This is a genomic window from Vibrio superstes (assembly GCF_003569005.1).
Classification (GTDB): Bacteria; Pseudomonadota; Gammaproteobacteria; order Enterobacterales; family Vibrionaceae; genus Vibrio; species Vibrio superstes.
In genome coordinates, this window is the sequence record NZ_BCUR01000004.1 from 388,938 (window position 1) to 412,641 (window position 23,704).

The window sequence follows — 23,704 nt, forward strand, 5'->3', positions numbered from 1 at the left end:
TAAAAATTGAATACATTATTTATCTGAAGTTAATAGTGGGGGGTAGTTATGGATAAGCTTTCTGATATGGCGATGTTTGTTTCGATAGTGAAACAGAAAAGCATGGCAGCTACAGCGCGGGAACTGGGGGTTTCAGCCGCCTCTATCACCAATCGATTACAGGCGTTGGAAGACCGTTATGGGGTTAAACTGCTCAATCGCACTACGCGACATTTGTCACTGACTGAGGTAGGGGAGCTTTATTATCGCTCTTGCTTAGACATTTTGGAAAGTGTGAATGAAACTGAGAGTTTGATTAAACAAGGCACACGACTAACCCAAGGGCCAATTAAGATAGTGGCTCCCAAAGACATCAGCAAGCAGATACTTTTGCCTATCATCTCTGAGTTTACAGAGCATCACCCGGAGATCACGCCATCCCTTTATCTGAATGACCACGTACACAACATCGCAGACAGTGGCGTCGATCTGGTGATTCGCTATGGAGAATTGCATGACAGCAACATTATATCCAGAACACTCGGCAAGAGTGAACGCGTGCTGTGTGCCTCGCCTGAGTACTTAAAAGATCATGGTGTTCCTAAAGCTCCAAGAGATCTCACTAAGCATCATGCTTTGGTCATGTTAAGCGCCGAACAAGAATTGAAAACCTGGTACTTCAGGAAAAACTCAAAGCTAGAATCGGTAACTGTGAAGCCAAAGATGTTATCCAATGATGGTGAGATAATTAAACAACTTGCAGTAAATGGGCAGGGAATTGCTATGAAGTCACGCCTAGACATCTTATCTGAGGTTAAAGGCGGAAAGTTGGTTACATTACTCGATGACTACACAAAAAACTTCAATTCTGCCACTACCGGCACTAGTACAGACTTGAGGGTGTATTACCTAGATAAGAAGCATCAGCCGAAGCGTATTCGTTTGTTTTTGGATTTTTTGTATCAGAGTTTTGCTGAAACCTAAGAGCGAAAAGGCCTGATGACATCAAGTGCTATCAGGCCTTCGACTATAAGAAATAGAAAGAAACTAGCTTGCTTTTTCTTCTTCCTTGTCGGTTTTATCTTCTTTGTCGGAGAAGATATCCGCAACCTTTTCTTTTTCTAGGGTGCCTTCTAGTTCTCCCTCGTCGTTAATCACGGGTAGTGAATAGTCGGAAGAAATCGCCTCTGTAAGCACCTCTTCAATGGCAGACTCTGATGAGATGGTGGGCACGTCTTCATACAGGCTTGGCTCTATATTATCGATAGCATCATCTTGTGAGGCTTCTTCTAGAGTCTCCTCGGTGATCAGGCCTTGGTAGCCCTCTTCGGTAACATGGTAGCCGTAGTCGTGTTCGGACTTTCTCATCTGTCTTAACGCACCTTCGATCGTGCTGGTGGTAATGCGTAAAGAAGGCTTTTGCATTACGGTTTCCACAGTCAGAGCGCGAGCGCGATTCACGTCTTTAACAAAGGCTTCAACGTAATCGGTCGCAGGGTGCAATAGGATCTCGTCTGGTGTGCCTTGCTGTACCAATTCACCGTCTTTCAAGATAGCAATCTTGTCACCAATGCGCAGTGCTTCATCTAAATCGTGGGTGATAAAGATGATGGTCTTGTGCAGTTTCTCTTGAAGCTCAATCAACTGATCCTGCATCTCGCTACGAATCAACGGATCGAGTGCGGAAAAGGCTTCATCCATTAACAGGATTTCGGCATCAGTACACAGGGCGCGAGCCAAGCCAACACGCTGCTGCTGTCCACCAGAGAGTTGTGATGGGTATTGGTCTTCGTAGCCTTTCAGGCCTACGGTTTCTACCCATTCGGTGGCCTTTACGAGACGCTCAGTTTTATCAAGGCCTTGGATCTCTAAGCCATAGGCAACGTTGTCTATCACCTTGCGGTGAGGGAGCAGGCCGAAGCGTTGGAATACCATCGACATCTTATGTCGGCGGAACTCTTCGAGCTCTTTTGGGGCGAACTGCATGACATCGGTGCCTTCAACGTCTATTCGACCTTCAGTTGGGTCGATAAGGCGGTTGAAGTGACGAATCAAGGTGGATTTTCCTGAGCCAGATAAGCCCATGATTACAAAAATCTCTCCGTTATTGATCTCTAGGTTGATATCTTTCAAGCCCACTGTGTGACCGGTTTTAGCAAGTACTTCGTCTTTGCTGAGTCCTTCTTTGACCATAGGCAATACAGACTGTGGCTTAGGGCCAAATATCTTATATAGGCCAGAGATTTTGATCAGAGGTTTAGTCATGTCTTAAATCTCCTAGGTGAGCCTGAGTCCGTTTAGCATAAGCCTGTGTCGAACGGTCGATAAGAATAGCCAACACCACAATGGCCAAGCCATTGAGCAAGCCCAGTGTGAAGTACTGATTGGTGATGGACTTGAGTACCGGTTGGCCAAGTCCTTTCACGCCGATCATCGATGCGATAACGACCATAGATAGCGCCATCATTACGGTTTGGTTGATACCAGCCATGATAGTCGGCATTGCTAAAGGTAGTTGCACGCCAAACAAGCGCTGGCTACGGCTTGCGCCAAAGGCTGTGGCGGCTTCCATCACCTCTTTATCAACTAATCTGATACCAAGATTGGTCAGACGAATAACCGGCGGGATAGCATAGATAACAACGGCGATTAATCCAGGGATCTTACCGATACCTAACAGCATTACTACAGGTATCAAATAGACGAATGCGGGCATGGTTTGCATGATATCGAGAATCGGTGTCACGACACTCTGAACTCGATTAGAACGTGCCATTGCAATGCCAATAGGGATGCCGACAACGATGGCGAGTAAGGTACATACGGTAATGATACTGAGCGTTCGCATCGTATCTTCCCACATACCCAAATATCCAATGAAAATAAGTGCAATGACTCCGCCAATAGTCAGTTTAATTGAGCGACTGGCAAGGTAAATAAGGGCAGTAATAACGGCTAAAACAATAAACCAAGGAGTGGCGAGTAGTAATTTCTCAAACCACACCAAGAATGAAAGAAGTGGGTCAAATAGGGATTCGATTAAGTCACCATATTCTCTCGAAAAATCTTTGTAAGCACCGTCTAACGATTTGCGAATATTTCGCATAGTAGAGCGGTCTATTTCCGGAAAACTGGACAACCAACTGCTATCGAACATATATATTCCTTTATATAGTCGAAAGGGCAACTGGCTAGCTGCCCTTAATTAATGGTTTAGATGGGGTTATAGATTGGCAGCAATTTTATCTGCTACTTCAGGTGATACCCATTGCTTCCAAATTTCTGGTGAAGTTTCAAAGAAGTGGTACATAGTGTCTTCTGAGCTTGCTTGCTCATCTTCCATCCATGCTAGCAACTTGTTCATATCGCTGTTCTTGAAGCCACGCTTAGAAAGGTACTCCATAGCCATTGGGTTCTTGTCCGCAAAGGTTGCAGCAACCACAGTGTTCACTGGCGATGGTGGGTACATAGATACTGTTGGGTTTTCACAGCTCTCTAGGGCGATACAGTTAACGAACTCTTCTTCGTTCACACCGCTACCAAAGTCCACCTTAACCATCTCGTACTTACCAAGAACGGCAGTTGGTGCCCAGTAGTAACCGAACCAACCTTCTTTGCGTTCATAGGCTTTTGCAATAGAGCCTGATAGACCAGCGCTTGAGCCTGAGTCAATAAGCTCGAAACCAGCTTCTTCTAGCTCAAGCGCTTCAAATAGGTTTCCACCTGAGATTTGACAGCCCCAACCGGCAGGACAGCCGTAAAAGCCAGCCAAATCTGGATCTTCAGGGTGTTTGAATAGCTTTGCGTGTTTTTTAACGCCTTCGATTGTCGCCAGTTCTGGATACTCTTCAACAAGGTAGGATGGCACCCAGAAGCCTTCTTCACCGCCATCTACAAGGGCTTTACCTGCGTAGGCTAAACGGCCTTCTTCTACGCCTTTTTCAACGGCGTCTTTAACGGAGTTTGTCCAAAGTTCTGGAGCAATATCAGGTTGGCCTTTTTCAATCATTGAGGTTGCGGTTGGCATAGTATCGCCAGGGGTAAGCTCTGCGTCACAACCGTAGCCATGCTCTAGTATGAAGCGATCAATGTTGGCAATGACACTGGCTGAGTTCCAGTTCATATCTGCGATAGTAACAGTGCCACATTCATCAGCTTGAACGTGAGTTGAAACACTAGCGATGAATGCTAGTGAGGCTAGTTTCCATTTCATCATAAGTCCTTTTATATGGTTTAGTCTCCATTTAAGGTTACATTATATCGGTTAGTTATTGTACCCCGCGTTCCTTAGAACTAAAAATAAGCACTTGAAAATTAACTTATTTCCCTCTTTTTTGAGCAAAATGGCCTCTAAATATAAAAATAGAAAACTCGCGAATGGAATTAAATACTCAGCATTAAATTCTTATATATCAGTCACTAAGCGAACTGAAAAACGCAACAATCAAAGTATCTGTTATTCTTAAAAGTAATGCAAATATGGTTTGTTCTACTATTTTGCTATAAGCGTTAGAGGAAAGAGAATAACAGGGCGATTTGCGTGAAATTAAGTAAGAGGACTTATTTAACAGCAAGAGAAATAAGGATATTAGCAGCGAAGTTAATTCGTTAAGAACAAAAAGACATCGAGTTTTATTACCTCGATGTCATCATTGAAAGATTCAAAATTAGAGTTTGTTGGAAACGCCAAAGAACTGCTCAGGTGTTTTTTCTCGACCATTTTTCACTACGTATTCCAGTTCCGTTGCCAAAGGTGAGCCCATTTCCACAAGTGTTTGGTGGTCTTCTAATGCACGCTGTTTATCACCCATTTGGACATACAGTACGCCTCGATACATATAAGGTTCGGGCAATTTCGAATCGAGATAAATGGCTTTATTGTAGTGGGTAAGCGCAGTTTTGTAGTTTTCGGATCCTTGCTTTCTCAAGGTGTAGGCAAGGTTATTGTGTGCCTCAGCCAGCTTGCTATCCTTTCTGATAGCGCTACGAAATTTCTTCTCTGCCTTAGAAAATTTCTTGTCCATCATCAGTTTGACGCCCTGATTGTAGAGTCTCTCTGCGCTGCCGGAAGAACTAGAATGGTATGAGCCTGAGCCCGCAGCAAAGGTCTGGGAGGTAACAAGCGACGAACTAAGTAGCATGGTGAGTAGAGAAACCAATACCTTTGTCATAACGAACCCCTGCTCTAAATCTGCGATGATATGTCAGTTATCTACGAACAAAGTTAGAGTTAGGTTCAATGTAAGAGTGCAGGTACTTGGCTACTTGAGAGCTTAGCCGGCGTTGAGTAAATTCATTGGCGTTTTCATCATCTCAAGAAAGTGGCTCGACGCCTCAAATATTGCCTTAATTTGTCATTAAATGACCTAGTTAATGAGTTCCTCAATCCTTACCTTTGATTCTTTTCTCAAGGGATAAGATTATGCATTCAGTACTCAATAGATTATCCAATAATCACTTGTGTTTATGGTCACAAAGCAGAGTGTCTATCATGTGGCTCAATGTGATTCTTTATGCCGTTATTATGGCTGGATGGAAGGCCTATCAACAGGAACTCTTTGTTTACAATGAAGACGCTGTGCGCTTCACACCAATAGGAATAGCTTATTAGTTTGGGCGCTTTCTTTGGTGGTAATAGATGTGCTTGTGTCGAAGGAAACCTTAAGGCGTTTAGACAGGCATGCTTTCTCAAAGGCTGAGCTAAATGTCATGGCTAAACCATTGAACCTTCGCTCAATGTTAAAGAAAATGACAGGTTAGCGATTTTTAACCTACTAGAAACGACAAAGGCTCGTAGATTTCTCTACGAGCCTTTTGTATATGGTGGCCCCTCACAGACTTGAACTGTGGACCTAACGATTATGAGTCGTGCGCTCTAACCAACTGAGCTAAGGGGCCATGTAGGGTGAGATTATATGAGATGGATAGTGGAGTGTCTAGACGAAGAATCGGGAATGGTACTGATTTACGTATAGTTTTTATGCGATCAAACCACTAGATACAAAAAAGGTGAGCTAGTGCTCACCTTTTAAACGCAATTGCTGTCGATTACTCGTCTAGGAAGCTGCGCAGAGTTTCGGAGCGGCTTGGATGACGTAGTTTACGTAGTGCTTTTGCTTCGATCTGACGGATACGCTCACGAGTAACGTCGAACTGCTTACCGACTTCTTCTAGAGTGTGGTCAGTGTTCATATCGATACCAAAGCGCATACGCAGTACTTTCGCTTCACGAGGTGTTAAGCCTGCTAGAACGTCTTTAGTTGCAAACTTAAGACTCGTTGCCGTTGCTGAGTCTAAAGGCAGCTCTAGAGTCGTATCCTCGATGAAATCACCTAGATGCGAATCTTCGTCGTCACCGATTGGTGTCTCCATAGAGATTGGCTCTTTAGCGATCTTAAGTACTTTACGAATCTTATCTTCAGGCATTTGCATGCGTTCTGCCAATTCTTCTGGCAGAGGCTCACGACCCATCTCCTGAAGCATCTGGCGAGAGATACGATTCAGTTTGTTGATGGTCTCGATCATATGTACAGGGATACGAATAGTACGCGCCTGGTCAGCAATAGAGCGAGTAATTGCCTGACGAATCCACCAAGTTGCATAAGTAGAGAACTTGTAACCACGACGGTATTCGAACTTATCTACCGCTTTCATCAGGCCAATGTTACCTTCCTGGATAAGATCCAAGAACTGTAGGCCACGGTTGGTGTATTTCTTCGCGATAGAGATAACAAGACGTAAGTTCGCCTCTACCATCTCTTTCTTCGCACGGCGAGCTTTAGCTTCACCAATAGACATACGACGGCTGATGTCTTTAATAGACTGAACCGTTAGTGATGTCTCTTGTTCAATGCTCTTAAGCTTCTGGATAGAGCGACGGATGTCTTCTTCGTTACGACGGATCTTCTCTTTATAAGGTGCGTCTGAAGATAGAGTTTGGTCTACCCATGCATCGTTTGATTCATTGCCCGTAAAGAGCTTAACGAACTCTTTCTTCGGCATGCCACCGTATTCTACGGTTTGGCGCATGATCAAACGTTCTTGTGTACGAACGCGCTCCATAGAGGTGCGAAGTTGAGTTACCAGATGGTCAAACTGTTTTGGCGTAAGACGGAATTCACGGAATACGTCATTGACCTTAGAGGTAGCAACCTTAAAGGCTTTGCTATCGCGGCCTTCAGTGTTAGAAACCAACTGCAGATCTTGGTACGTTTTGCGAAGTTCAGTAAATCTTTCTAGAGCGAGCTCTGGATCGATACCTGTATCTTCTTCTTCGTCATCTTCGTCATCTGCGTCATCTGCATCTTCTTCTTTAAGATCAGTTTCAGCTAGCTCAGAACCAACGTGTGTTGCTGTTGGGGCTGTAGTACCGTCATCATCTGGGTCAACAAAACCTGAAATGATGTCTGTTAGGCGAAGTTCTTCAGCTTGAACTTTATCGAACTGCTCTAAAACATACGGGATTGTGCCAGGAAATTCAGCAACTGATGCTTGAACTTGATTGATGCCATCTTCGATACGCTTAGCGATATCGATCTCGCCCTCACGAGTCAGAAGCTCAACAGTACCCATCTCACGCATGTACATGCGGACAGGGTCTGTTGTACGGCCAATTTCACTTTCAACGGTACTTAAAGCGGCAACGGCAGCTTCTGCTGCATCCTCATCGACTTCTTCATTCTCGTCGTTGATAGTGTCGTCATCAATTTCAGTAGCATTTTCAACTACTTTAATGCCCATGTCGTTGATCATCTGAATGATATCTTCAACCTGTTCAGAGTCGACAATCTCAGGTGGAAGATGGTCGTTCACTTCAGCATATGTGAGATAGCCTTGCTCTTTGCCTTTTAGAACAAGTGCTTTAAGCTGTGACTGCTTATTTTGATCCATAGATGGTATCCAAATCCTGGTCTGGTGAAGTAACTAGTTTGCGAAATGCAGACCGCTAATTATAGCAAAGTTTTTACAATACAAGCGTTCAGGGTCTCATGCTTTTAAGTCTAGCATTAAAGCCAGCAGCTCCCTTTTCTCATCGACTGATAAGCCGATACTTCTTTCTTTCGCTTGTAGGGTTTCAATTTGCCTTTCGATACACTGATAAATCACCTTATCGAGTGAATCGCAAAAAATATCGTCATGATTGTCTTCTTCTTTATAAGTGGGAAGATCCCAGCTTGCGAGAAGTGACAATATTCGTTCGTCTTTTTGATCACGCCAGTGCTCTAATAACTGGCCTGTGGTGATATGGGGATGATTTATACACTTATCAACCACATCGAGTAATAAACTTAGTCCAGGCAGGTTAGTTTGCCTAATTGAATCTAAGTTTGGCATTAACTCCACGTAATGCGGGTTCTGAAGCAATAATGCTATGACCACTCGCATTGGGGTTCGCTCAATCTTTTTATGTGGTGCAGGGCGTGTTGCTTGTTCATCTGATTTTGCTATTAGCTGTTGAAGTTGCCTTTCATCAACTAAGCCTAGTTTTCGCCCCAATAATTCACGTAAGTACATACGAAGCGTGCCGCCGGGTACCTTGCTGATCAGAGGGATAGCTAGGGTGCTTAGCTTGGCCATACCCTCTTTACTGCTGGTATCTACCTGCTGCATTAGGGTTTGGAACATAAACTCAGATAAGGTTGTTGCGCTGGCAACTTGTTCTTCAAACGCCTGCTTACCGTGTTGACGAATATAGGTATCAGGGTCTTCACCATCAGGTAAGAACATAAACTTAAGCTGGCGGCCATCGTTCAGATAAGGAAGCGCATTTTCCATCGCTCTCCAAGCTGCATCACGACCTGCTCGGTCACCATCATAACAACAGACAATACTGCTGGTTTGACGAAACAGCATTTGCAAATGATCGCCAGTGGTAGACGTACCAAGGGAAGCCACCGCATAATCGACGCCAAATTGAGCCAGTGCCACTACGTCCATATACCCCTCGACTACCAGAATGTGTTCTGGTGAGCGGTGAGTTTGCAGAACCTCATATAAACCATACAGCTCTTTGCCTTTATGGAATACAGGGGTTTCCGGTGAGTTGAGGTACTTAGGGGTACCGTCACCTAAGACGCGGCCACCAAAGCCAATCACTCGGCCACGTCGATCACGAATAGGGAACATGACACGGCCACGGAAGCGGTCATATCGGTTACCCTTATCGTTTTCGATAAGCATGCCTGCGCTAACTAGCGCATCTTCTGTTGGTTTTTGTTGCCCAAATTGTTTTCGTACAGAATCCCATTCATCCGGTACGAAACCAATCTCAAATTTTTGTGCTATTTCACCACTAAGACCACGATTCTTCAGGTACTCAATAGCGGTTTTTCCTGCACTTGTTTTCAATTGCGAGCGATAGAAATTCGCAATACTACCTAGTAGGTCGTATAGGCTACGTTTCTGCTCTGTATTCGCGGTTGGGCCTTTGCTAAATCCACCCTGACGTTGCTCTCGAGGCACCTCAAGACCAAGGTGTGAGGCAAGTTCTTCTATCGCTTCAACAAACTCAAGACGTTCGTATTCCATCATAAAGTCGATGGCATTACCGTGCACACCACAGCCAAAGCAATGGTAGAACTGTTTTTCTTGGCTAACGCTGAAAGAGGGGGTTTTCTCGTTATGGAATGGGCAGCAAGCGCCGTAGTTCTTGCCTTGTTTCTTTAGTTTTACTCGTGCGTCAACGATATCGACAATATCGAGTCGAGCAAGTAGATCATCAATGAAGGTACGTGGTATATGTCCAGCCATAGATCCTAAAGAAAGTGCAAGTTGCGAGATACAAACAAGCCGTGCATTCAGAGAATAGCACGGCTTGCTTTAATTTTTATGTGGGATTAAGCCAGTTTAGAGCGAACTAAACCACTTACTTTACCCATATCTGCACGCCCTTGAATTTGCGGTTTAAGAACGCCCATTACTTTGCCCATGTCTTGCATGTCCGCAGCGCCCGATTCAGTAATTGCATTTTCAATCAATACAGATACTTCTTCTTCGCTAAGCGGTTGAGGCATAAATTCCTCAAGCACTGTAATTTCAGCTTTCTCAACATCGGCAAGGTCTTGACGATCGGCAGATTCATACTGAGCGACAGAATCGCGACGCTGTTTAACCATCTTAACCATGATAGCGACGATATCATCATCAGAAAGAGTAATTCTTTCGTCAACTTCACGTTGCTTGATTGCAGATAGAGCTAAACGAATAGTGCCAAGGCGCGCTTTGTCCTTGGCTCTCATCGCAGATTTTTGCTCTTCTTTGAGATTATCAATAAGAGCCATTACTAATTCCTAATTAAATCGGGATTAGTAAAGACGAACGCGACGTGCGTTTTCGCGAGCTAGCTTCTTAGCGTGACGCTTTTGAGCTGCTGCTTTAGCGCGTTTACGAACTGTTGTTGGTTTCTCGTAGTGCTCACGACGACGCACTTCAGAAAGAATACCTGCTTTTTCGCAAGAGCGCTTAAAGCGACGTAGAGCTACGTCGAACGGTTCGTTTTCACGTACTTTAACTACTGGCATATGCCTTTCACCTCAGGGGTTATTCGTTAATACTGGATTCCACTTTCCGGGCAAATAAACTTGCAGGGGGAAATACCAGTTTGATCAAAAATGGTGCGGAATTTTAATCCGAAGTGACTGTGTTTGTAAAGCACTTTATTGCGGAGAAAACGATCAATTATTTGTTTGAACAAATAGGACAAGGTAAACTTGCCGCACATTAAAGAAGTCGCGAGAAATTTATGCGTATTTTAGGTATTGAGACCTCCTGTGATGAGACAGGAGTTGCTATTTATGATGATGAGAAGGGCCTACTGTCGCATCAGCTGTATAGCCAAGTGAAGCTGCACGCCGATTACGGCGGCGTCGTTCCAGAATTAGCTTCTCGCGATCATGTAAAGAAAACCATTCCTTTGATTAAAGAAGCACTGAAAGAGGCTGATTTAACCTCAGATGATATCGATGGTATTGCTTATACAGCAGGCCCTGGTCTTGTGGGCGCGCTTTTGGTTGGTGCAACCATAGGCCGCAGTATCGCGTACGCTTGGGGTGTGCCAGCTGTGCCTGTTCACCATATGGAAGGGCATTTACTAGCACCAATGCTAGAGGACAACCCACCGCCGTTTCCGTTTGTTGCGCTGTTGGTTTCTGGTGGTCACACCATGCTAGTGGAAGTAAAAGGCATTGGTGAGTATCAGATTCTAGGTGAATCTATTGATGATGCCGCTGGTGAGGCCTTTGATAAGACCGCTAAGCTAATGGGTTTAGATTACCCTGGCGGTCCATTGCTTTCTCGTTTAGCAGAAATGGGCACTCCAGGCCGATTTAAATTCCCGCGTCCAATGACAGATAGGCCTGGTCTGGATATGAGTTTTTCAGGTTTGAAGACCTTTGCTGCAAACACGATTTCTGCCAATGATAACGATGACCAGACTCGTGCAGATATCGCGTATGCCTTCCAAGAAGCGGTTTGTGCTACCTTGGCGATTAAGTGTAAGCGAGCACTGCTGCAAACGGGTATGAAGCGCATTGTTATTGCTGGTGGTGTAAGTGCTAATAAGCAGCTACGAGTTGAGTTAGAAGCGTTAGCCAAGAAAATGGGTGGCGAGGTTTATTATCCGCGTACAGAGTTTTGTACCGATAACGGTGCCATGATTGCTTATGCAGGAATGCAGCGCCTTAAAAATGGTGAAACCTCTGATCTAGGTGTTAAGGCTCAGCCTCGCTGGCCAATCGATCAGCTAAAGCCTATCGCTGATTAATTACTGGTTAAGCTAGAAACTAAGCGCCCTCATTGTAGGGCGTTTTTTTATGCCTGATTGTTGCTGCTAAAGTATTTTTGAAAGATTAAAATTAATTTTAATTAAAGCTTGATCTAGATCAATTAAGTTGTATATTCAATGTATCTTACTTATGAGAAAGGCGAACACCATATGACGGGATTCAAGATCACTCATCGAGCTGCAACAAAAGCCAGTGACTACATTGCTTATAAGATCACTCAGGTCTTAAAGTTCACGCTGAACATTTTCTATGGCAACAAATACGCGAAGCGTGCGGTTATCCTAGAGACCATTGCGGCAGTACCAGGAATGGTTGCAGGTATGTTTAACCACCTTAAAGCGCTGCGTCGCATGAAAGATGATGAGGGCTGGATCCGAGAGTTATTGGATGAAGCTGAAAATGAACGTATGCACTTGATGATATTTCTCGATATTGCCAAACCAAGCTGGATTGAACGTTTGCTTGTGTTGCTTGGGCAAGGTGCATTCATTGTGGTTTATGGCGTGCTTTACCTTTTATCATCAAAAATCGCCCACCGCATTGTGGGTTACTTTGAAGAAGAAGCCTGTAAAAGCTATACCGAGTACCTAGAAAAAATTGATAGTGGAACCGTCGAAAACGTTGCCGCTCCAGAGATAGCCATCAAGTACTACAACTTGACTGCGGATGCGCGATTAAGAGACGTGATTTTGTTGATTCGTGAAGATGAAGCAAAACACAGAGATAGAAACCATGAGTTTGCCGATTCATATCAAGCTAAAGAGCTGCCTGCTCATCAAAGTTAATCAGTATTAATACCAATCGTACTAAATAACTGGTCATCCTAGCTTGTTAAAATACTCGATGACTGCGTTAGAATTTTTGATTGTAGAATAACTACTTATCGAAAAATTCCGCCTTGTCCTCGAGAATTTTTCCTACGCTATTTCTGATCACTTACTTAGTGTGATTGGTATAACCCATCAAAAACCAGCCTAAAGGGGCTGGTTTTTTGCTTCAATGGTTACTTTTTTTTTGAGCCAACCTTAGGCTCATTCCCCGCCATCAAGCGCTTAATATTCTCCTGATGGCGCCAGATGATAAGGCAACACAGCATAGCTACAGGTAAGGTGTATTGCGGTTTAATAAGCCAAGTATAGAACGGAGCAACAAGCGCAGTCACAAGTGCAGCTAACGATGAATATCGTGAGATAACAGCGGTAACCAACCAAGTTCCCATTAACATGCCCGTTAAATCAAAGCCGATGGGTGCAATAGCGCCAACAGCGGTTGCTACGCCTTTCCCCCCTTTAAAGTGGAAAAAGATGGGGTAGATATGGCCAATGCAAGCGAATATACCGATTAGTCCCAGCATAACGGGTTCTATATCCAAGTAATAAGCAGACCAGACCGGTATGGTTCCCTTAGCCATGTCACTCACTAGTACTAATGCGGCAGGTAGCTTCCCGCCAATTCTCAACACATTGGTGGCACCTGGATTATTAGAGCCAGCAGTGCGGGGATCTGGAAGCTTAAATACTCGACAAATCAAGACGGCACTCGACACCGAACCTAATAGATAGGCCAAGATGATCATGAGTAGAACCGTTGCAGACATAGAGATCCTTTACACTTTGTAGCGATTACCGCTTTATTCAGGATGATAGTTGGGTATTTGATGTAGTATATTACGTTTTTTTATACTTTTGGCTTATCCGACCTCAATCTTTGTAATTGCGCTAAGTTTACCTGCATAAGTTGCAGAAAGAGGCACTAAAGGAATCGAAATCATGAATCAGGACAGAGTCTTCATTGAGCAACTTGAGGTAATTACTACCATTGGCGTGTATGACTGGGAGCAAGAGATCAGGCAGAAGCTAGTGCTTGATATAGAGATGGCTCACAACAATCAGCCAGCAGGTAATAGTGATAATGTTGAAGACGCTCTGGATTACTTTTCGGTAAGCCAAGCGGTGCTCGCTCATATTCAAAATGGTCGCTTTCTATTAGTAGAGAGAGTTGCAGAAGAAGTCGCCGCATTAATCATGAATCAATTTAATGTACCTTGGTTGAGAATCAAGCTGCGTAAGCCTGGCGCTGTTCCACAGGCGAGTAGCGTTGGTGTGGTTATTGAGCGAGGCACGCTGTGACCCAAACCTACTTAGGTATTGGGACAAACATAGAGCGTGATAAACACGCTCATGCCGCGATCATAGAGTTGCAACGTTTAGGTGCTAACCTTCAAGTCTCAACGATTTACCGATGCCCAGCCGCCGGTTTTGAGGGGGCGGAGTTTTATAACTTCGTGATCGGTATTGATACTGATCTAGCATTGCCTGAACTCTCTCGTCGTTTGCGAGCCTTAGAAGTGGCCTATGGCCGACCTAAAAATGCTGCAAAGAAGCAAGATCGTACGCTTGATATCGATATTCTTTTATTTGGCGAGGAGACATCACAACAGTCTCCTCAGCTACCAAGGTGCGATATCTTCAAGTTCAATTTTGTACTGCAGCCCCTATATGAGCTTTGCCCCGACCTGATCGTTCCTTGTGATGGGCGCTCTGTAAGACAAATTTGGCAACAAGAATTTAAATCTATAGGCGGTATGTCTAATCTTACCGCTACATCTTTAAACCTAAGTGATGAATATCAATGAGTTATTTTGAAGCCTTTGCGCTGGCCTTAATTCAGGGCCTAACTGAATTTTTACCAATCTCGAGCTCTGCTCACCTTATTTTGCCTTCAGCGGTTTTAGGCTGGGAAGATCAAGGGTTAGCCTTTGACGTAGCGGTACACGTGGGTACCTTGTTGGCTGTGGTTCTTTACTTTAGAAATGAAGTCGTCACTCTGTTACGTGCATTCTTTGGCTCGGTGTTTAAGCAACAACACAACAAGGAATCTAAGCTCGCATGGATGATCATCCTTGCCACTATCCCTGCAGGCCTTGCCGGATTATTCCTAAATGACCTTATTGAGCTTTACCTGCGCAGTGCTTGGGTTATTGCTTGTACCACAATTATCTTTGGTCTTTTACTGTGGCACGCTGACAAATCATCAAGCTTTGAGATTGATGAATATCAAGCCACTTGGAAGAAAACGCTAGTGATTGGTATCGCGCAGGCGATGGCAATGATCCCGGGCACCTCACGTTCTGGCGCGACGATTACTGCAGCTTTATACCTTGGCTTTACTCGTGAGGCCGCAGCTCGCTTCTCTTTCTTGATGTCTATTCCAATCATCACATTGGCGGGTGGATACCTTGGTACTAAGTTGGCGCTTAGCCCTGAGCCAATGCATTTAGGTGTACTGGGTACCGGTATTCTGGTGTCGTTTATTAGTGCTTACATCTGTATTCACTATTTCTTGAAGCTGATTTCTCGTATGGGTATGACCCCATTTGTGATTTACCGACTGCTGCTTGGCGCAGGCCTGTTTGCATTCCTGCTAAGTCAGTAGACTCTGATTGCACTATGAAAATCCCCGCTGAAGCGGGGTTTTTTTATCCGTGTGTTGTGGTTGGACAGAAGAGACTTAATCCCAAAGCCAGCCTTGTTTTATCTCATCAATAGCTTTCACTCTGCGCCTATTTAGCTCCTCTCGAATCTCTTTTCCTGCAAAGCCATCCTGAATTACTTGCTGTACGTTAACCGATATAGCGGACTGATAGGCTGCCTTGATGTAATCTCTCTGCGGGTATGGCGTGGACTCATGTCCTAGGCGACCTTGTGAGTCTGCTTGGCAGGTAATCAATACTTGCTCGAGTACCGCGGGTTTGCGCCACACATCAAAGCTATCCAGTACTCGAAGCAGGGTTGAGGCCTTGAGCTCTTGAGCTCTATGGATATTGGAGTGATGCTTGCAGACATGCAGTGCCAGTTCTTTATATTGATTGGGAACTCGCAGGCGCTTGCAGAGCTTCTCTATGATCTTTAACCCAGTATGGCAATGCATTTTGTGGCTTGGCCACTCCTGTTCTGGCGTGACGCCTTTGCCCAGGTCATGCATTTGAGCGGCAAAGCGGATCTCTGGCTCGCTGGTTAACTCAGAGGCGCGCTTAGCCACCATGATGGTATGAATGCCCGTATCAATCTCAGGGTGCCATTTTTCTGTTTGTGGAACCCCAAACAATCGGCTTAACTCTGGAATGACCACCTCTAGTGCGCCACAATCTTGCAGAACCTGAACAAATATTTGAGGGTCTTGCGTCAGCAGTGATTTTTGCCACTCTTGCCATACCCGCTCTGAGGTCAGGGTTTCCAGTTCTCCAGATTCTACAATCTCGCGCATGAGCGTTTGTGTTTCCTCAGCAACGCTAAATCCCAGATGGTGCAGCTTTGCGGCAAATCGAGCCACTCTCAGCACTCGAAGAGGGTCTTCTACAAAGGCATCAGATACATGGCGAAGCAGTTTGTTTTGTATATCTTGTTGTCCGCCATAAGGGTCATAGAGCGCTCCACTGCTATCTTGCGCCATAGCATTGATAGTGAGGTCACGGCGAATGAGGTCTTCTTCTAGGGTGACGTCCTCGGAAAAATGGCAATCAAACCCCGTATAGCCAGTACCTGATTTTCGCTCGGTTCTAGCGAGCGCGTACTCTTCATGGGTTTTTGGGTGTAAGAAGACGGGAAAGTCTTTGCCCACCGCTTGATAGCCGAGACTCAACAGCGTTTGTGGTGTAGCGCCAACTACCACCCAGTCTTGGTCGTAGTTGTCGATATTCAGTAGCTTATCTCGGACAGCGCCACCCACTAAATAGGTTTGCAATTGATTTCCCTCTTTTTACGGCATGTTGGAGCAAATGATGTGAACAGTATATCTAGAACCGAATACAGCGTCATTGGGTTCACTTGCCTACAAAGGTTTACTTTACTTTCTTTGTTTCAATGGTAGCTTGGCCGTAGTAGAAAAAGAAGTGTCGATAGAAGTTCTGAATGTATAAGGATTATTTTGGCTTTGTAGAAGAGCCGTTTTCAATTGTTCCCAGCTCAAAGTATCTGTTTTTGAGTGCACGTCACCGTGAGGCTTTGTCTCATCTGCAGATTGGCCTCAATAGTGGTGGCGGTTTTGCTATGCTGACGGGCGAGGTTGGAACAGGGAAAACTACCGTATCAAAGGCGATGTTAGCCAACCTTGAGGGTAACTGGGTCGCAGGTCTAATCCTCAACCCTACCTTTTCTGAAATAGAGCTCCTAGAAGCTATTTGTGATGAGTTCTCGCTTTCTTATGAGCAGCCCACAAGCCTGAAGCAACTTTCTCAAATCATCAATCACTACCTTTTAGATAATCATCAGAAAGGCTTACAGACTTTGGTGCTAATTGATGAAGCCCAACATCTGTCTCGGCAAGTGCTGGAGCAATTGCGTTTGCTGACGAACCTAGAAACGGACAGCCATAAATTACTCAAAGTATTGCTGGTGGGGCAGCCTGAGCTGCAGCATAAACTGCAGACCATAGAACTGAGACAGTTGGCGCAGCGTATTACCGGGCGCTATCACCTGCTGCCTCTAGTCGAGAAAGAAATAGCAGATTACATCGGGTTTCGCCTGCGCATATCCGGCGTGAACGATGCGTTATTTTCCGATAAGGCGATTCGAATCATCGCCTCTCACTCACAAGGCATTCCCCGTCTCATTAATTTAATCTGTGATAAAGCCCTACATTACGCGATGCTGACTCAGCAGCGCTCTGTTGACCATAAGGTGGCGATAAAAGCGAGTGAGGATGTGTTGGCTTATCAGGCCCCTGCGCTTCATCAACCGCAGCCTATAAAATCAAGTTCCAATAACTGGCTATCTCCGACCTTACTAGCGCTAGTAGTAGCAGGTAGCTCTTATGTTGGTCTAACGGCTTGGCAACAGTGGCAGCATTTGCAGACTGAGCATCAAGTGCGGCAGCAGCAGGCTCAGCAAGCGCAAAGCGAAATGGATGAGTTAAATCAAGTCGCCAATGCAAAACAGCAACGCTTTGCTCAACTGATAGAGCAGAGCCGTTCTCCAATGAGTGCCATGCAGTCCCTGTATCGCTTGTGGGGGTACAATGCCTCAATTGTTGATGCAGACTGTGAGTATGGTACACAGCCACCATTTCATTGCTTCCAGGGCGCAGCAGATCTTCCAGAAATAGTCGCGTCCAACAGGCCGGTTGTGTTGACCTTATATGAACAGCAGCTACCTTACTTTGCGGTATTAAGAACTATTAATAGTGACAGTGTGGAACTGTTGCTTGCCGGAGAGCGAGTCCAGCTGCCGATCACGTGGTTAGATGAGCACTGGAAAGGGCAGTTTAGGTATTTGTGGTACAGCGAAATACTGCAAACCCTAAAATTGAATAGCTCAGGCGAGCAAGTTCAGATACTTGATGAGCTTCTGGCCAAAGTGTTAAATGCAAAACCTTTAAACACGGCAGTCTACAACGATGCAATGCAAAAGCGAGTTTCTGCATTTCAATCATGGCAGGGACTTGATGCTGATGGAGTTGCAGGAAATCGAACCTTGCGTCAACTCGATCGATTGACCAGTGAAAAAGCGCCGAGGTTACTGGGTGATGTCAGGGAGGGAATGTGATGTCACAAGTACTGAAGGCTCTTGAGCAATCTCAAAAACATTTTGAACAGACTTCGACATTAACGAATATGTCTAACGTTACGCAGAGAACCCAATCGGGTCTAGGTAAAGCACGATTGATGGTTGCGATAGTTGCCGGGCTAGGTTTAGGTGTCGCGGGGCATGCTATGTTAGCAAACTCTTCACTGACTCAAGGGTTAGAAGAGAGTCTAACGCCATCTCTTAGTCGCTTCATTGGTGATGACCGCCCTATAGGCAGTGAGGTAACCCGAGTTATCGAGCCTAGCTTGGATGTGGCCTTTCTTCCTGCAAAAGCACCTATTGCGCTTATTCCTTTGCCTAGGATTGAAAAGCAAACTCAGGTAGTAGCATCCTCATCTCGCCCGGCGCCTCAGCCCGTAATGACCATTGATAATATGCCTCTACCAGAGCCTGTTAGGACAGAAGGGGAGTGGAGCTTACCAGAGTTAGACCTTTCTGGTTTATCTCCAGAGCTTGCCAGCAGCGTCGCCAGTGTGCTTGAAAATCCATCCAGCTATCAAGTGGATGAAATTAATGAAGATGAGCTGAGCAATGTTCAAGTGGTAGAGCTAGACAAAGACAGTGAGCGCTTTAGAGGACGCTTACCTGCGCTGAACCTGCAAACTCATATGTACGCCAGTAATCCAAAGCACCGTTGGGTGAAGGTGAATGGCAGTGAGCTTCAAGAAGGGGATTCCATTGATGGCGACATCAAGATAGTCGAGATAGCCCCACGCTATATCGTGGTTGAATTCTCTGGCGAGAAGATAGAGATCCCTGCCCTTTACGATTGGCAAGGGTAAGCAAAAATAAAAAAAGCTGCCAATGGCAGCTTTTTTTATTTGATTGGGTTTATGCCCAGCCGTTAGGAGACTTCTTACGACGAGGAATAACGTGTGGAAGCAATAGGCCAAACAGTAGGCCTAGGCCTGCTACACCGCCACCGTACATGAAGTACTTCAATAGAAGGTCTTCTTTTTGAGTGTCTAAGCGAGCGCGGAGTTCACGAACTTCAGTTTGTGCAGAAAGCAGCTGGTCACTTACCTTTTTGTAGTTCACTTCCATTTCAGAAATCTGCGTATTACGCGTTTCTAGAGAGCGTACTAAGCCTTCTTGTTCTTGCTCAGCTTGTTCGTTAAAGCCTGCCAGCTCAGCTTTCACTTGTGCAAGCTCTTTCTCTAGACGAGGCATACGTGTTGCCATGCCTTCCGTGTTGGTTACGTACTTTGATTCTACCCAGCCTTTACGACCACGCTGATCAACGACTTCAGTGTAACCACTGTTCTTATTAGTTTGAACTAGAGTGACTGCTGCACCCGCATCTACGCTACCAATGATTCGGTACTGTGCATTCGGGCCCGAGTGCATGTAGGTAAAGAGGTTATCAGAGATGTAGCGAGTCTGAGCCCACGCCGCTGGTGCTGTCATCACAGCAGCAAGAGCGATTAAAAAAAGTTTTTTCACTGTGCGTCCTTCAGAAAATCAAATTCAGGTGAGGAATGGCATTCCGTCAATGCCTAAATAGTAAGTAGATTCGAGGTTGCCTGCAACTAAAAGAGGGGGCAATGCCCCCTCTCTAACGTAAGTTTGTCAAAATATGACAGACACTTGACATTTTTCCTAGACGAAAATCATCAACATGATTTCGTAGAAGACGATAGCAAGTAATGCACCGGCTGGAAGCGTTACAACCCAAGACACTACGATGTTACGAACAACGCCAAGGTTTAGTGCTGCGATACCACGGGCAAAGCCAACACCTAGTACCGCACCGACTAAGGTTTGTGTGGTTGAAATAGGTAAGCCAGTACCTGAAGCCAACACTACAGTACTTGCAGTTGCAAGCTGAGCGGCAAAGCCACGGCTAGGGGTAAGTTCAGTGATACCTGTACCTACCGTTGACATTACCTTGTGACCCATAGTCGCAAGACCAACCACGATACCAATGCCACCAAGAGGTAGAATCCACCAGGCAATCTTAGTCTTTTCGGCAATCTCGCCCATATTTTCAATGGTAGAAACGATAGCAGATAGTGGACCAATCGCATTAGCAACGTCGTTTGAACCGTGAGCAAATGCCATCGCACATGCTGTGATTACCATTAAGGTGCTGAACACCTTCTCAACACCAGTAAAACTGTGCTCATGGTTGTCATGATCAAGCTTGAAGCGTTTTTGGATGTATAGGTACCCTATGAACATAACCAGTAAAGATACCGCAAATGACCAGAACCAAGCTTCACCATTTGATAGGTGTAAGCCCACGTGTTTCAGGCCTTTTTTGATCGTAACTAGTGCAATAACTATGGTGGTTAAGAACATGTATACAGGCACATACTTCTTAGCGTTTTGCAGAGGCTGATCGGTGTTAAATATGAATTTTTGCGCACTGATAAAAATAAAGTAGGCAAATAAACCTGAGATAAATGGCGTAATAACCCAACTACCCACTATGCCTTGTACTGATCCCCAGTCTACTGCTTCAGAACCCACTGAAATCATAGCGAAACCAATAATCGCACCAATGATTGAGTGAGTGGTTGATACAGGCCAGCCCATATAAGAGGCAAGTAATAACCAAGTACCTGCTGCCAGCAAAGCTGACATCATACCAAATACCAGTAAGTCAGGAGTATCGACGAAGAGAGTCGTATCAATAACGCCCTTTCGAATAGTGTCAGTTACTTCACCACCGGCAAGATACGCACCGGCAAATTCGAAAATCATTGCGATAATGATTGCTTGTTTTACTGTCAACGCTTTAGAACCTACAGAAGTTCCCATTGCGTTGGCGACGTCATTGGCACCGATACCGATAGCCATCATAAAACCGAATACGGCCGCAGCAATCAAAAGTATTGTGCCGTAGTTAGCTAGAATATCCATTAAATATCCTTTGATATTAATTAGTTAAATGGGGTGGAGAATGATTAGCTACGCGCAATCATCAATTCTAAACGGGCACAAACACGTTGTGCTTGGTCCGCAATTCCACCAACCCACTCGAGGATTTTGTACAAGAACATCACATCAATTGGATTGTACTGATCTTCAATGTCTCTGAGGCTTCGGCGCAAATCTATCTGCATTTGATCGGTATCGTCTTCAATACGATCGAGTTCATCGATCATAGACTCTACCAGATCCACTTCACGTCCCTTGAAGCCTGTCTCTAGCAATTCATCTAACTCATTGATTACCTTGTGCATTTGCCCTACAGCATCCAAGCAACGTTTTACGTACACTAAGAATTCTTGGTGCAAAGCTTCAGGTATAAGTAGATTTCGGCCTAGAACACGGCCACAGATGTCTTTAGCAATGTTGGCTACTTTGTCTTGTTGGGTTAACAACTCCAACAGGTCACCCCTATCAAATGCCATGAATAGGCCAGTAGGTAGGTGCAAACGAATCTGACGTTTGAGGGTGTCAGCTTCTTTTTCTAATGTGGAGATCTGCTGACGGTAATCGGCCGCCTTCTCCCAATCATTGGCATTAGAGGCAGCAAAGAATTCTGGCAAAAGTGAAGCACACTCGTAGACCTTTGCTCCGTGTTGTTGCAATGGTTTTATTGGCGATTTTGCGAATAAACCCATGATGGTATTGACTGGCATATTTGTATTGTCATGTGATTGTCATGCTGGGGTGTAACTATAATAGGTTTTTTTCGTATTAAAAGGGTTTCCGTGACTTAAAAGTGCACAAATGTGCTTTTTTTCGTGATTTAGATCAGGAGAATGTCACTTGCTGATAAACTCTTTTCGACTTAATCTGCAATAGACAGTCGATTATGAGTGAATTATGGAAACTGAAATAGAGCTGAAATTTTTTGTTTCACCACAATTCTCAGAAGTTCTGAGAGAGAAAATTCCGCACAACAAAATTCTTCAACATAGTAGCCGAGAACTCGGTAATATCTATTTTGATACCCCAGATAACTGGTTGCGTGAGCATGACATCGGTATGCGTATCCGCCGTTTTGATGATGTCTATGTGCAAACAGTGAAAACCTCAGGCCGAGTCGTGGCTGGTTTGCATCAGCGCCCTGAATATAACGCAGAGCACACCAGTGATGACCCTGACGTATCCTTGCATCCAGAAGAAATATGGCCTGAAGGTCGCAGCGTGCAAGAGCTTGGCGAGCAACTACAGCCTTTATTTGCCACCAATTTTACCCGTGAGCTATGGCTGGTGGGTATGGCTGATGGAAGCCAAGTCGAGGTTGCTTTTGACCAAGGAGTCGTCGTAGCTGGCGAAAAGCGCTCGCCTATCTGTGAGGTAGAGCTTGAGCTTAAGTCAGGTCAAACCGATGCCTTGTTTACGTTAGCAAGACAGCTGTGCGAAGACGGTGGTATGCGTCTTGGCAACCTCAGCAAGGCAGCTCGTGGCTATCGTCTCGCACAAGGGTTTACTGGTAGTAAGACCAAGGCTCTGGGCTTGGTAGAGGTGACTCAGCAAGACAATGTAGAAAGCTGCTTCATTAAATCCTTGGAATACGCGCTGGCACATTGGCTCTATCATGAGCAGGCTTATGTGGAATCGCCATCGATGGATTGCTTGCATGAGATCTGCTATTCATTAAGTTTTGTTAGGCAAACACTCGCAGTGTTTGGTGGCATCGTTCCACGACGCGCTAGTGCTATTTTGAGGCAAGAACTAAAGTGGCTAGAGCAAGAGCTAGATTGGATCAAGTCAGCAGATTATCTGGATGATTTAACCGAAGACAGAGGCCACGCCCTGCGTAAACTAGACGCTCAAAAGGCACTAGTTAAGCAACTAAAAGTTATGCGCAATGACTTGCCATCTGAAGACGAGGTTTTGCAACTGCTAGAGTCGGCTCGTTATACGGGCATTATCCTCGATTTAAGCCGCTGGGTATTAACCAAGGGCTGGCAGCCGTTCTTGGATGAGAAGGCGAGCAATGCGATGTCTGGCAATCTAGTGAGCTTTTCTCAAAACCAACTGGATCGCACCTGGGCTGAATTAGTCAGTGCTTTCCCAGTTGAGCAAACACTCACACCAGAAGACTATATCGATGAGCACTACCATCTCAATAGAAGCCTGTTTTCGGGGATCTGCTTTGCAGCGCTCTACGATCAGGAAATGCGTCAAGCATTTCGCTTGCCGTGGGCGGACCTATCTCAGGGGATAGATGAGCTTCTCACTCTAGCGCCAGTGCGTGAGTTGGTAGGTCAGCTTGAAGGTGAAGAGCAAGAGCAGTTGCAGCGCTGGTTAGAGCGACAGCAAGCCTCTATATTGCATGCCATGGAACAAACCAGAGCTATGTGTATGGAAGTTCAGCCTTACTGGAAGTCATAGATTCCATAGATTCCATAGTTTCCTATGTATTGAAACACATTTCAGTGTCACAGCGCTTGCTCT

22 protein-coding genes and 1 tRNA gene are annotated in these 23,704 nt (G+C 45.1%); 9 read left to right on the forward strand and 14 right to left on the reverse strand.

The genetic code is table 11. The annotated features are described in order from the left end of the window. Positions 1–48 precede the first annotated feature (48 nt). A complete protein-coding gene (locus D5I41_RS09830; RefSeq protein ID WP_119009643.1) occupies positions 49–963 on the forward strand; it encodes a LysR family transcriptional regulator in 915 nt (304 codons plus the stop codon). A gap of 63 nt (positions 964–1,026) precedes the next feature. On the opposite strand, the gene D5I41_RS09835 is transcribed toward D5I41_RS09830, so the two are convergent. From D5I41_RS09835 to rpsU, 9 genes are all read right to left on the reverse strand, one after another. Then, positions 1,027–2,244, reverse strand: a complete 1,218-nt coding sequence (locus D5I41_RS09835) for a quaternary amine ABC transporter ATP-binding protein (RefSeq protein WP_119009644.1) — start codon at positions 2,242–2,244, stop codon at positions 1,027–1,029. Further along, positions 2,237–3,136, reverse strand: a complete 900-nt coding sequence (locus D5I41_RS09840; protein WP_017028748.1) for an ABC transporter permease — start codon at positions 3,134–3,136, stop codon at positions 2,237–2,239. Before D5I41_RS09840 ends, D5I41_RS09835 begins: the two co-directional genes overlap by 8 nt. 66 nt (positions 3,137–3,202) lie before the next feature. Continuing rightward, positions 3,203–4,192 (reverse strand): ABC transporter substrate-binding protein, encoded by a 990-nt coding sequence (locus D5I41_RS09845; RefSeq protein ID WP_119009645.1) that lies wholly within the window; start codon positions 4,190–4,192, stop codon positions 3,203–3,205. Between the two features lie 454 nt (positions 4,193–4,646). Further along, the gene (locus tag D5I41_RS09850; RefSeq protein WP_119009646.1) at positions 4,647–5,150 is read right to left on the reverse strand and encodes a tetratricopeptide repeat protein; all 504 of its coding nucleotides are present in this window, start codon (positions 5,148–5,150) and stop codon (positions 4,647–4,649) included. Positions 5,151–5,800: 650 nt separating this feature from the next. Continuing rightward, positions 5,801–5,877: transfer RNA gene (locus tag D5I41_RS09855), tRNA-Ile, on the reverse strand. Positions 5,878–6,027: 150 nt separating this feature from the next. Next, positions 6,028–7,869, reverse strand: a complete 1,842-nt coding sequence (gene rpoD / locus D5I41_RS09860) for an RNA polymerase sigma factor RpoD (protein WP_119009647.1) — start codon at positions 7,867–7,869, stop codon at positions 6,028–6,030. Positions 7,870–7,965: 96 nt separating this feature from the next. Beyond that, positions 7,966–9,729 carry a DNA primase gene (dnaG, locus tag D5I41_RS09865; RefSeq protein ID WP_119009648.1) on the reverse strand — a complete coding sequence of 588 codons (1,764 nt, stop codon included), beginning with the start codon at positions 9,727–9,729 and terminating at the stop codon, positions 7,966–7,968. Between the two features lie 86 nt (positions 9,730–9,815). Further along, positions 9,816–10,259 (reverse strand): GatB/YqeY domain-containing protein, encoded by a 444-nt coding sequence (locus tag D5I41_RS09870; RefSeq protein WP_119009649.1) that lies wholly within the window; start codon positions 10,257–10,259, stop codon positions 9,816–9,818. Between the two features lie 24 nt (positions 10,260–10,283). After that, positions 10,284–10,499 carry a 30S ribosomal protein S21 gene (rpsU, locus tag D5I41_RS09875; RefSeq protein WP_001145625.1) on the reverse strand — a complete coding sequence of 72 codons (216 nt, stop codon included), beginning with the start codon at positions 10,497–10,499 and terminating at the stop codon, positions 10,284–10,286. 221 nt (positions 10,500–10,720) lie between these two features. Here rpsU and tsaD point away from each other — a divergent pair, with 221 nt between their 5' ends. After that, on the forward strand, positions 10,721–11,740 hold the full coding sequence (gene tsaD / locus D5I41_RS09880; protein WP_119009650.1) for a tRNA (adenosine(37)-N6)-threonylcarbamoyltransferase complex transferase subunit TsaD: 1,020 nt from the start codon (positions 10,721–10,723) through the stop codon (positions 11,738–11,740). A gap of 171 nt (positions 11,741–11,911) precedes the next feature. Further along, positions 11,912–12,547, forward strand: a complete 636-nt coding sequence (locus D5I41_RS09885; protein WP_119009651.1) for an alternative oxidase — start codon at positions 11,912–11,914, stop codon at positions 12,545–12,547. A gap of 218 nt (positions 12,548–12,765) precedes the next feature. Here D5I41_RS09885 and plsY read toward each other — a convergent pair whose 3' ends face one another. Further along, on the reverse strand, positions 12,766–13,359 hold the full coding sequence (gene plsY, locus D5I41_RS09890) for a glycerol-3-phosphate 1-O-acyltransferase PlsY (protein WP_119009652.1): 594 nt from the start codon (positions 13,357–13,359) through the stop codon (positions 12,766–12,768). Between the two features lie 172 nt (positions 13,360–13,531). Here plsY and folB point away from each other — a divergent pair, with 172 nt between their 5' ends. The 3 genes from folB to D5I41_RS09905 are packed head-to-tail and all read left to right on the forward strand — an operon-like array spanning position 13,532 to position 15,197. Beyond that, a complete protein-coding gene (gene folB, locus D5I41_RS09895) occupies positions 13,532–13,891 on the forward strand; it encodes a dihydroneopterin aldolase (protein ID WP_119009653.1) in 360 nt (119 codons plus the stop codon). Further along, complete coding sequence (folK, locus tag D5I41_RS09900) at positions 13,888–14,397, forward strand: 2-amino-4-hydroxy-6-hydroxymethyldihydropteridine diphosphokinase (RefSeq protein ID WP_119009654.1); 510 nt, start codon at positions 13,888–13,890, stop codon at positions 14,395–14,397. The genes folB and folK overlap by 4 nt, the downstream gene beginning before the upstream one ends. Continuing rightward, positions 14,394–15,197 carry an undecaprenyl-diphosphate phosphatase gene (locus tag D5I41_RS09905; RefSeq protein ID WP_017026803.1) on the forward strand — a complete coding sequence of 268 codons (804 nt, stop codon included), beginning with the start codon at positions 14,394–14,396 and terminating at the stop codon, positions 15,195–15,197. The genes folK and D5I41_RS09905 overlap by 4 nt, the downstream gene beginning before the upstream one ends. A gap of 75 nt (positions 15,198–15,272) precedes the next feature. Here D5I41_RS09905 and D5I41_RS09910 read toward each other — a convergent pair whose 3' ends face one another. Next, entirely contained in the window at positions 15,273–16,505 is a 1,233-nt protein-coding gene (locus tag D5I41_RS09910) for a multifunctional CCA addition/repair protein (protein WP_119009655.1), read from the reverse strand. Between the two features lie 167 nt (positions 16,506–16,672). Between D5I41_RS09910 and D5I41_RS09915 the strand changes: the two genes are divergently transcribed. Both D5I41_RS09915 and D5I41_RS09920 read left to right on the forward strand, forming a co-directional pair. Continuing rightward, positions 16,673–18,304, forward strand: a complete 1,632-nt coding sequence (locus D5I41_RS09915; protein WP_119009656.1) for an ExeA family protein — start codon at positions 16,673–16,675, stop codon at positions 18,302–18,304. Further along, positions 18,304–19,128 (forward strand): general secretion pathway protein GspB, encoded by an 825-nt coding sequence (locus D5I41_RS09920; RefSeq protein WP_119009657.1) that lies wholly within the window; start codon positions 18,304–18,306, stop codon positions 19,126–19,128. The genes D5I41_RS09915 and D5I41_RS09920 overlap by 1 nt, the downstream gene beginning before the upstream one ends. 49 nt (positions 19,129–19,177) lie before the next feature. On the opposite strand, the gene D5I41_RS09925 is transcribed toward D5I41_RS09920, so the two are convergent. The 3 genes from D5I41_RS09925 to D5I41_RS09935 all read right to left on the reverse strand — a co-directional run bounded on the left by D5I41_RS09925 (position 19,178) and on the right by D5I41_RS09935 (position 21,936). Continuing rightward, the gene (locus D5I41_RS09925) at positions 19,178–19,789 is read right to left on the reverse strand and encodes a TIGR04211 family SH3 domain-containing protein (protein WP_119009658.1); all 612 of its coding nucleotides are present in this window, start codon (positions 19,787–19,789) and stop codon (positions 19,178–19,180) included. A 156-nt stretch (positions 19,790–19,945) separates the two neighbouring features. Continuing rightward, complete coding sequence (locus tag D5I41_RS09930) at positions 19,946–21,211, reverse strand: inorganic phosphate transporter (protein WP_119009659.1); 1,266 nt, start codon at positions 21,209–21,211, stop codon at positions 19,946–19,948. A 44-nt stretch (positions 21,212–21,255) separates the two neighbouring features. Beyond that, positions 21,256–21,936, reverse strand: a complete 681-nt coding sequence (locus D5I41_RS09935) for a TIGR00153 family protein (RefSeq protein ID WP_119009660.1) — start codon at positions 21,934–21,936, stop codon at positions 21,256–21,258. A gap of 187 nt (positions 21,937–22,123) precedes the next feature. Here D5I41_RS09935 and D5I41_RS09940 point away from each other — a divergent pair, with 187 nt between their 5' ends. Next, positions 22,124–23,641, forward strand: a complete 1,518-nt coding sequence (locus D5I41_RS09940) for a CYTH and CHAD domain-containing protein (protein ID WP_119009661.1) — start codon at positions 22,124–22,126, stop codon at positions 23,639–23,641. Positions 23,642–23,704 lie beyond the last annotated feature (63 nt).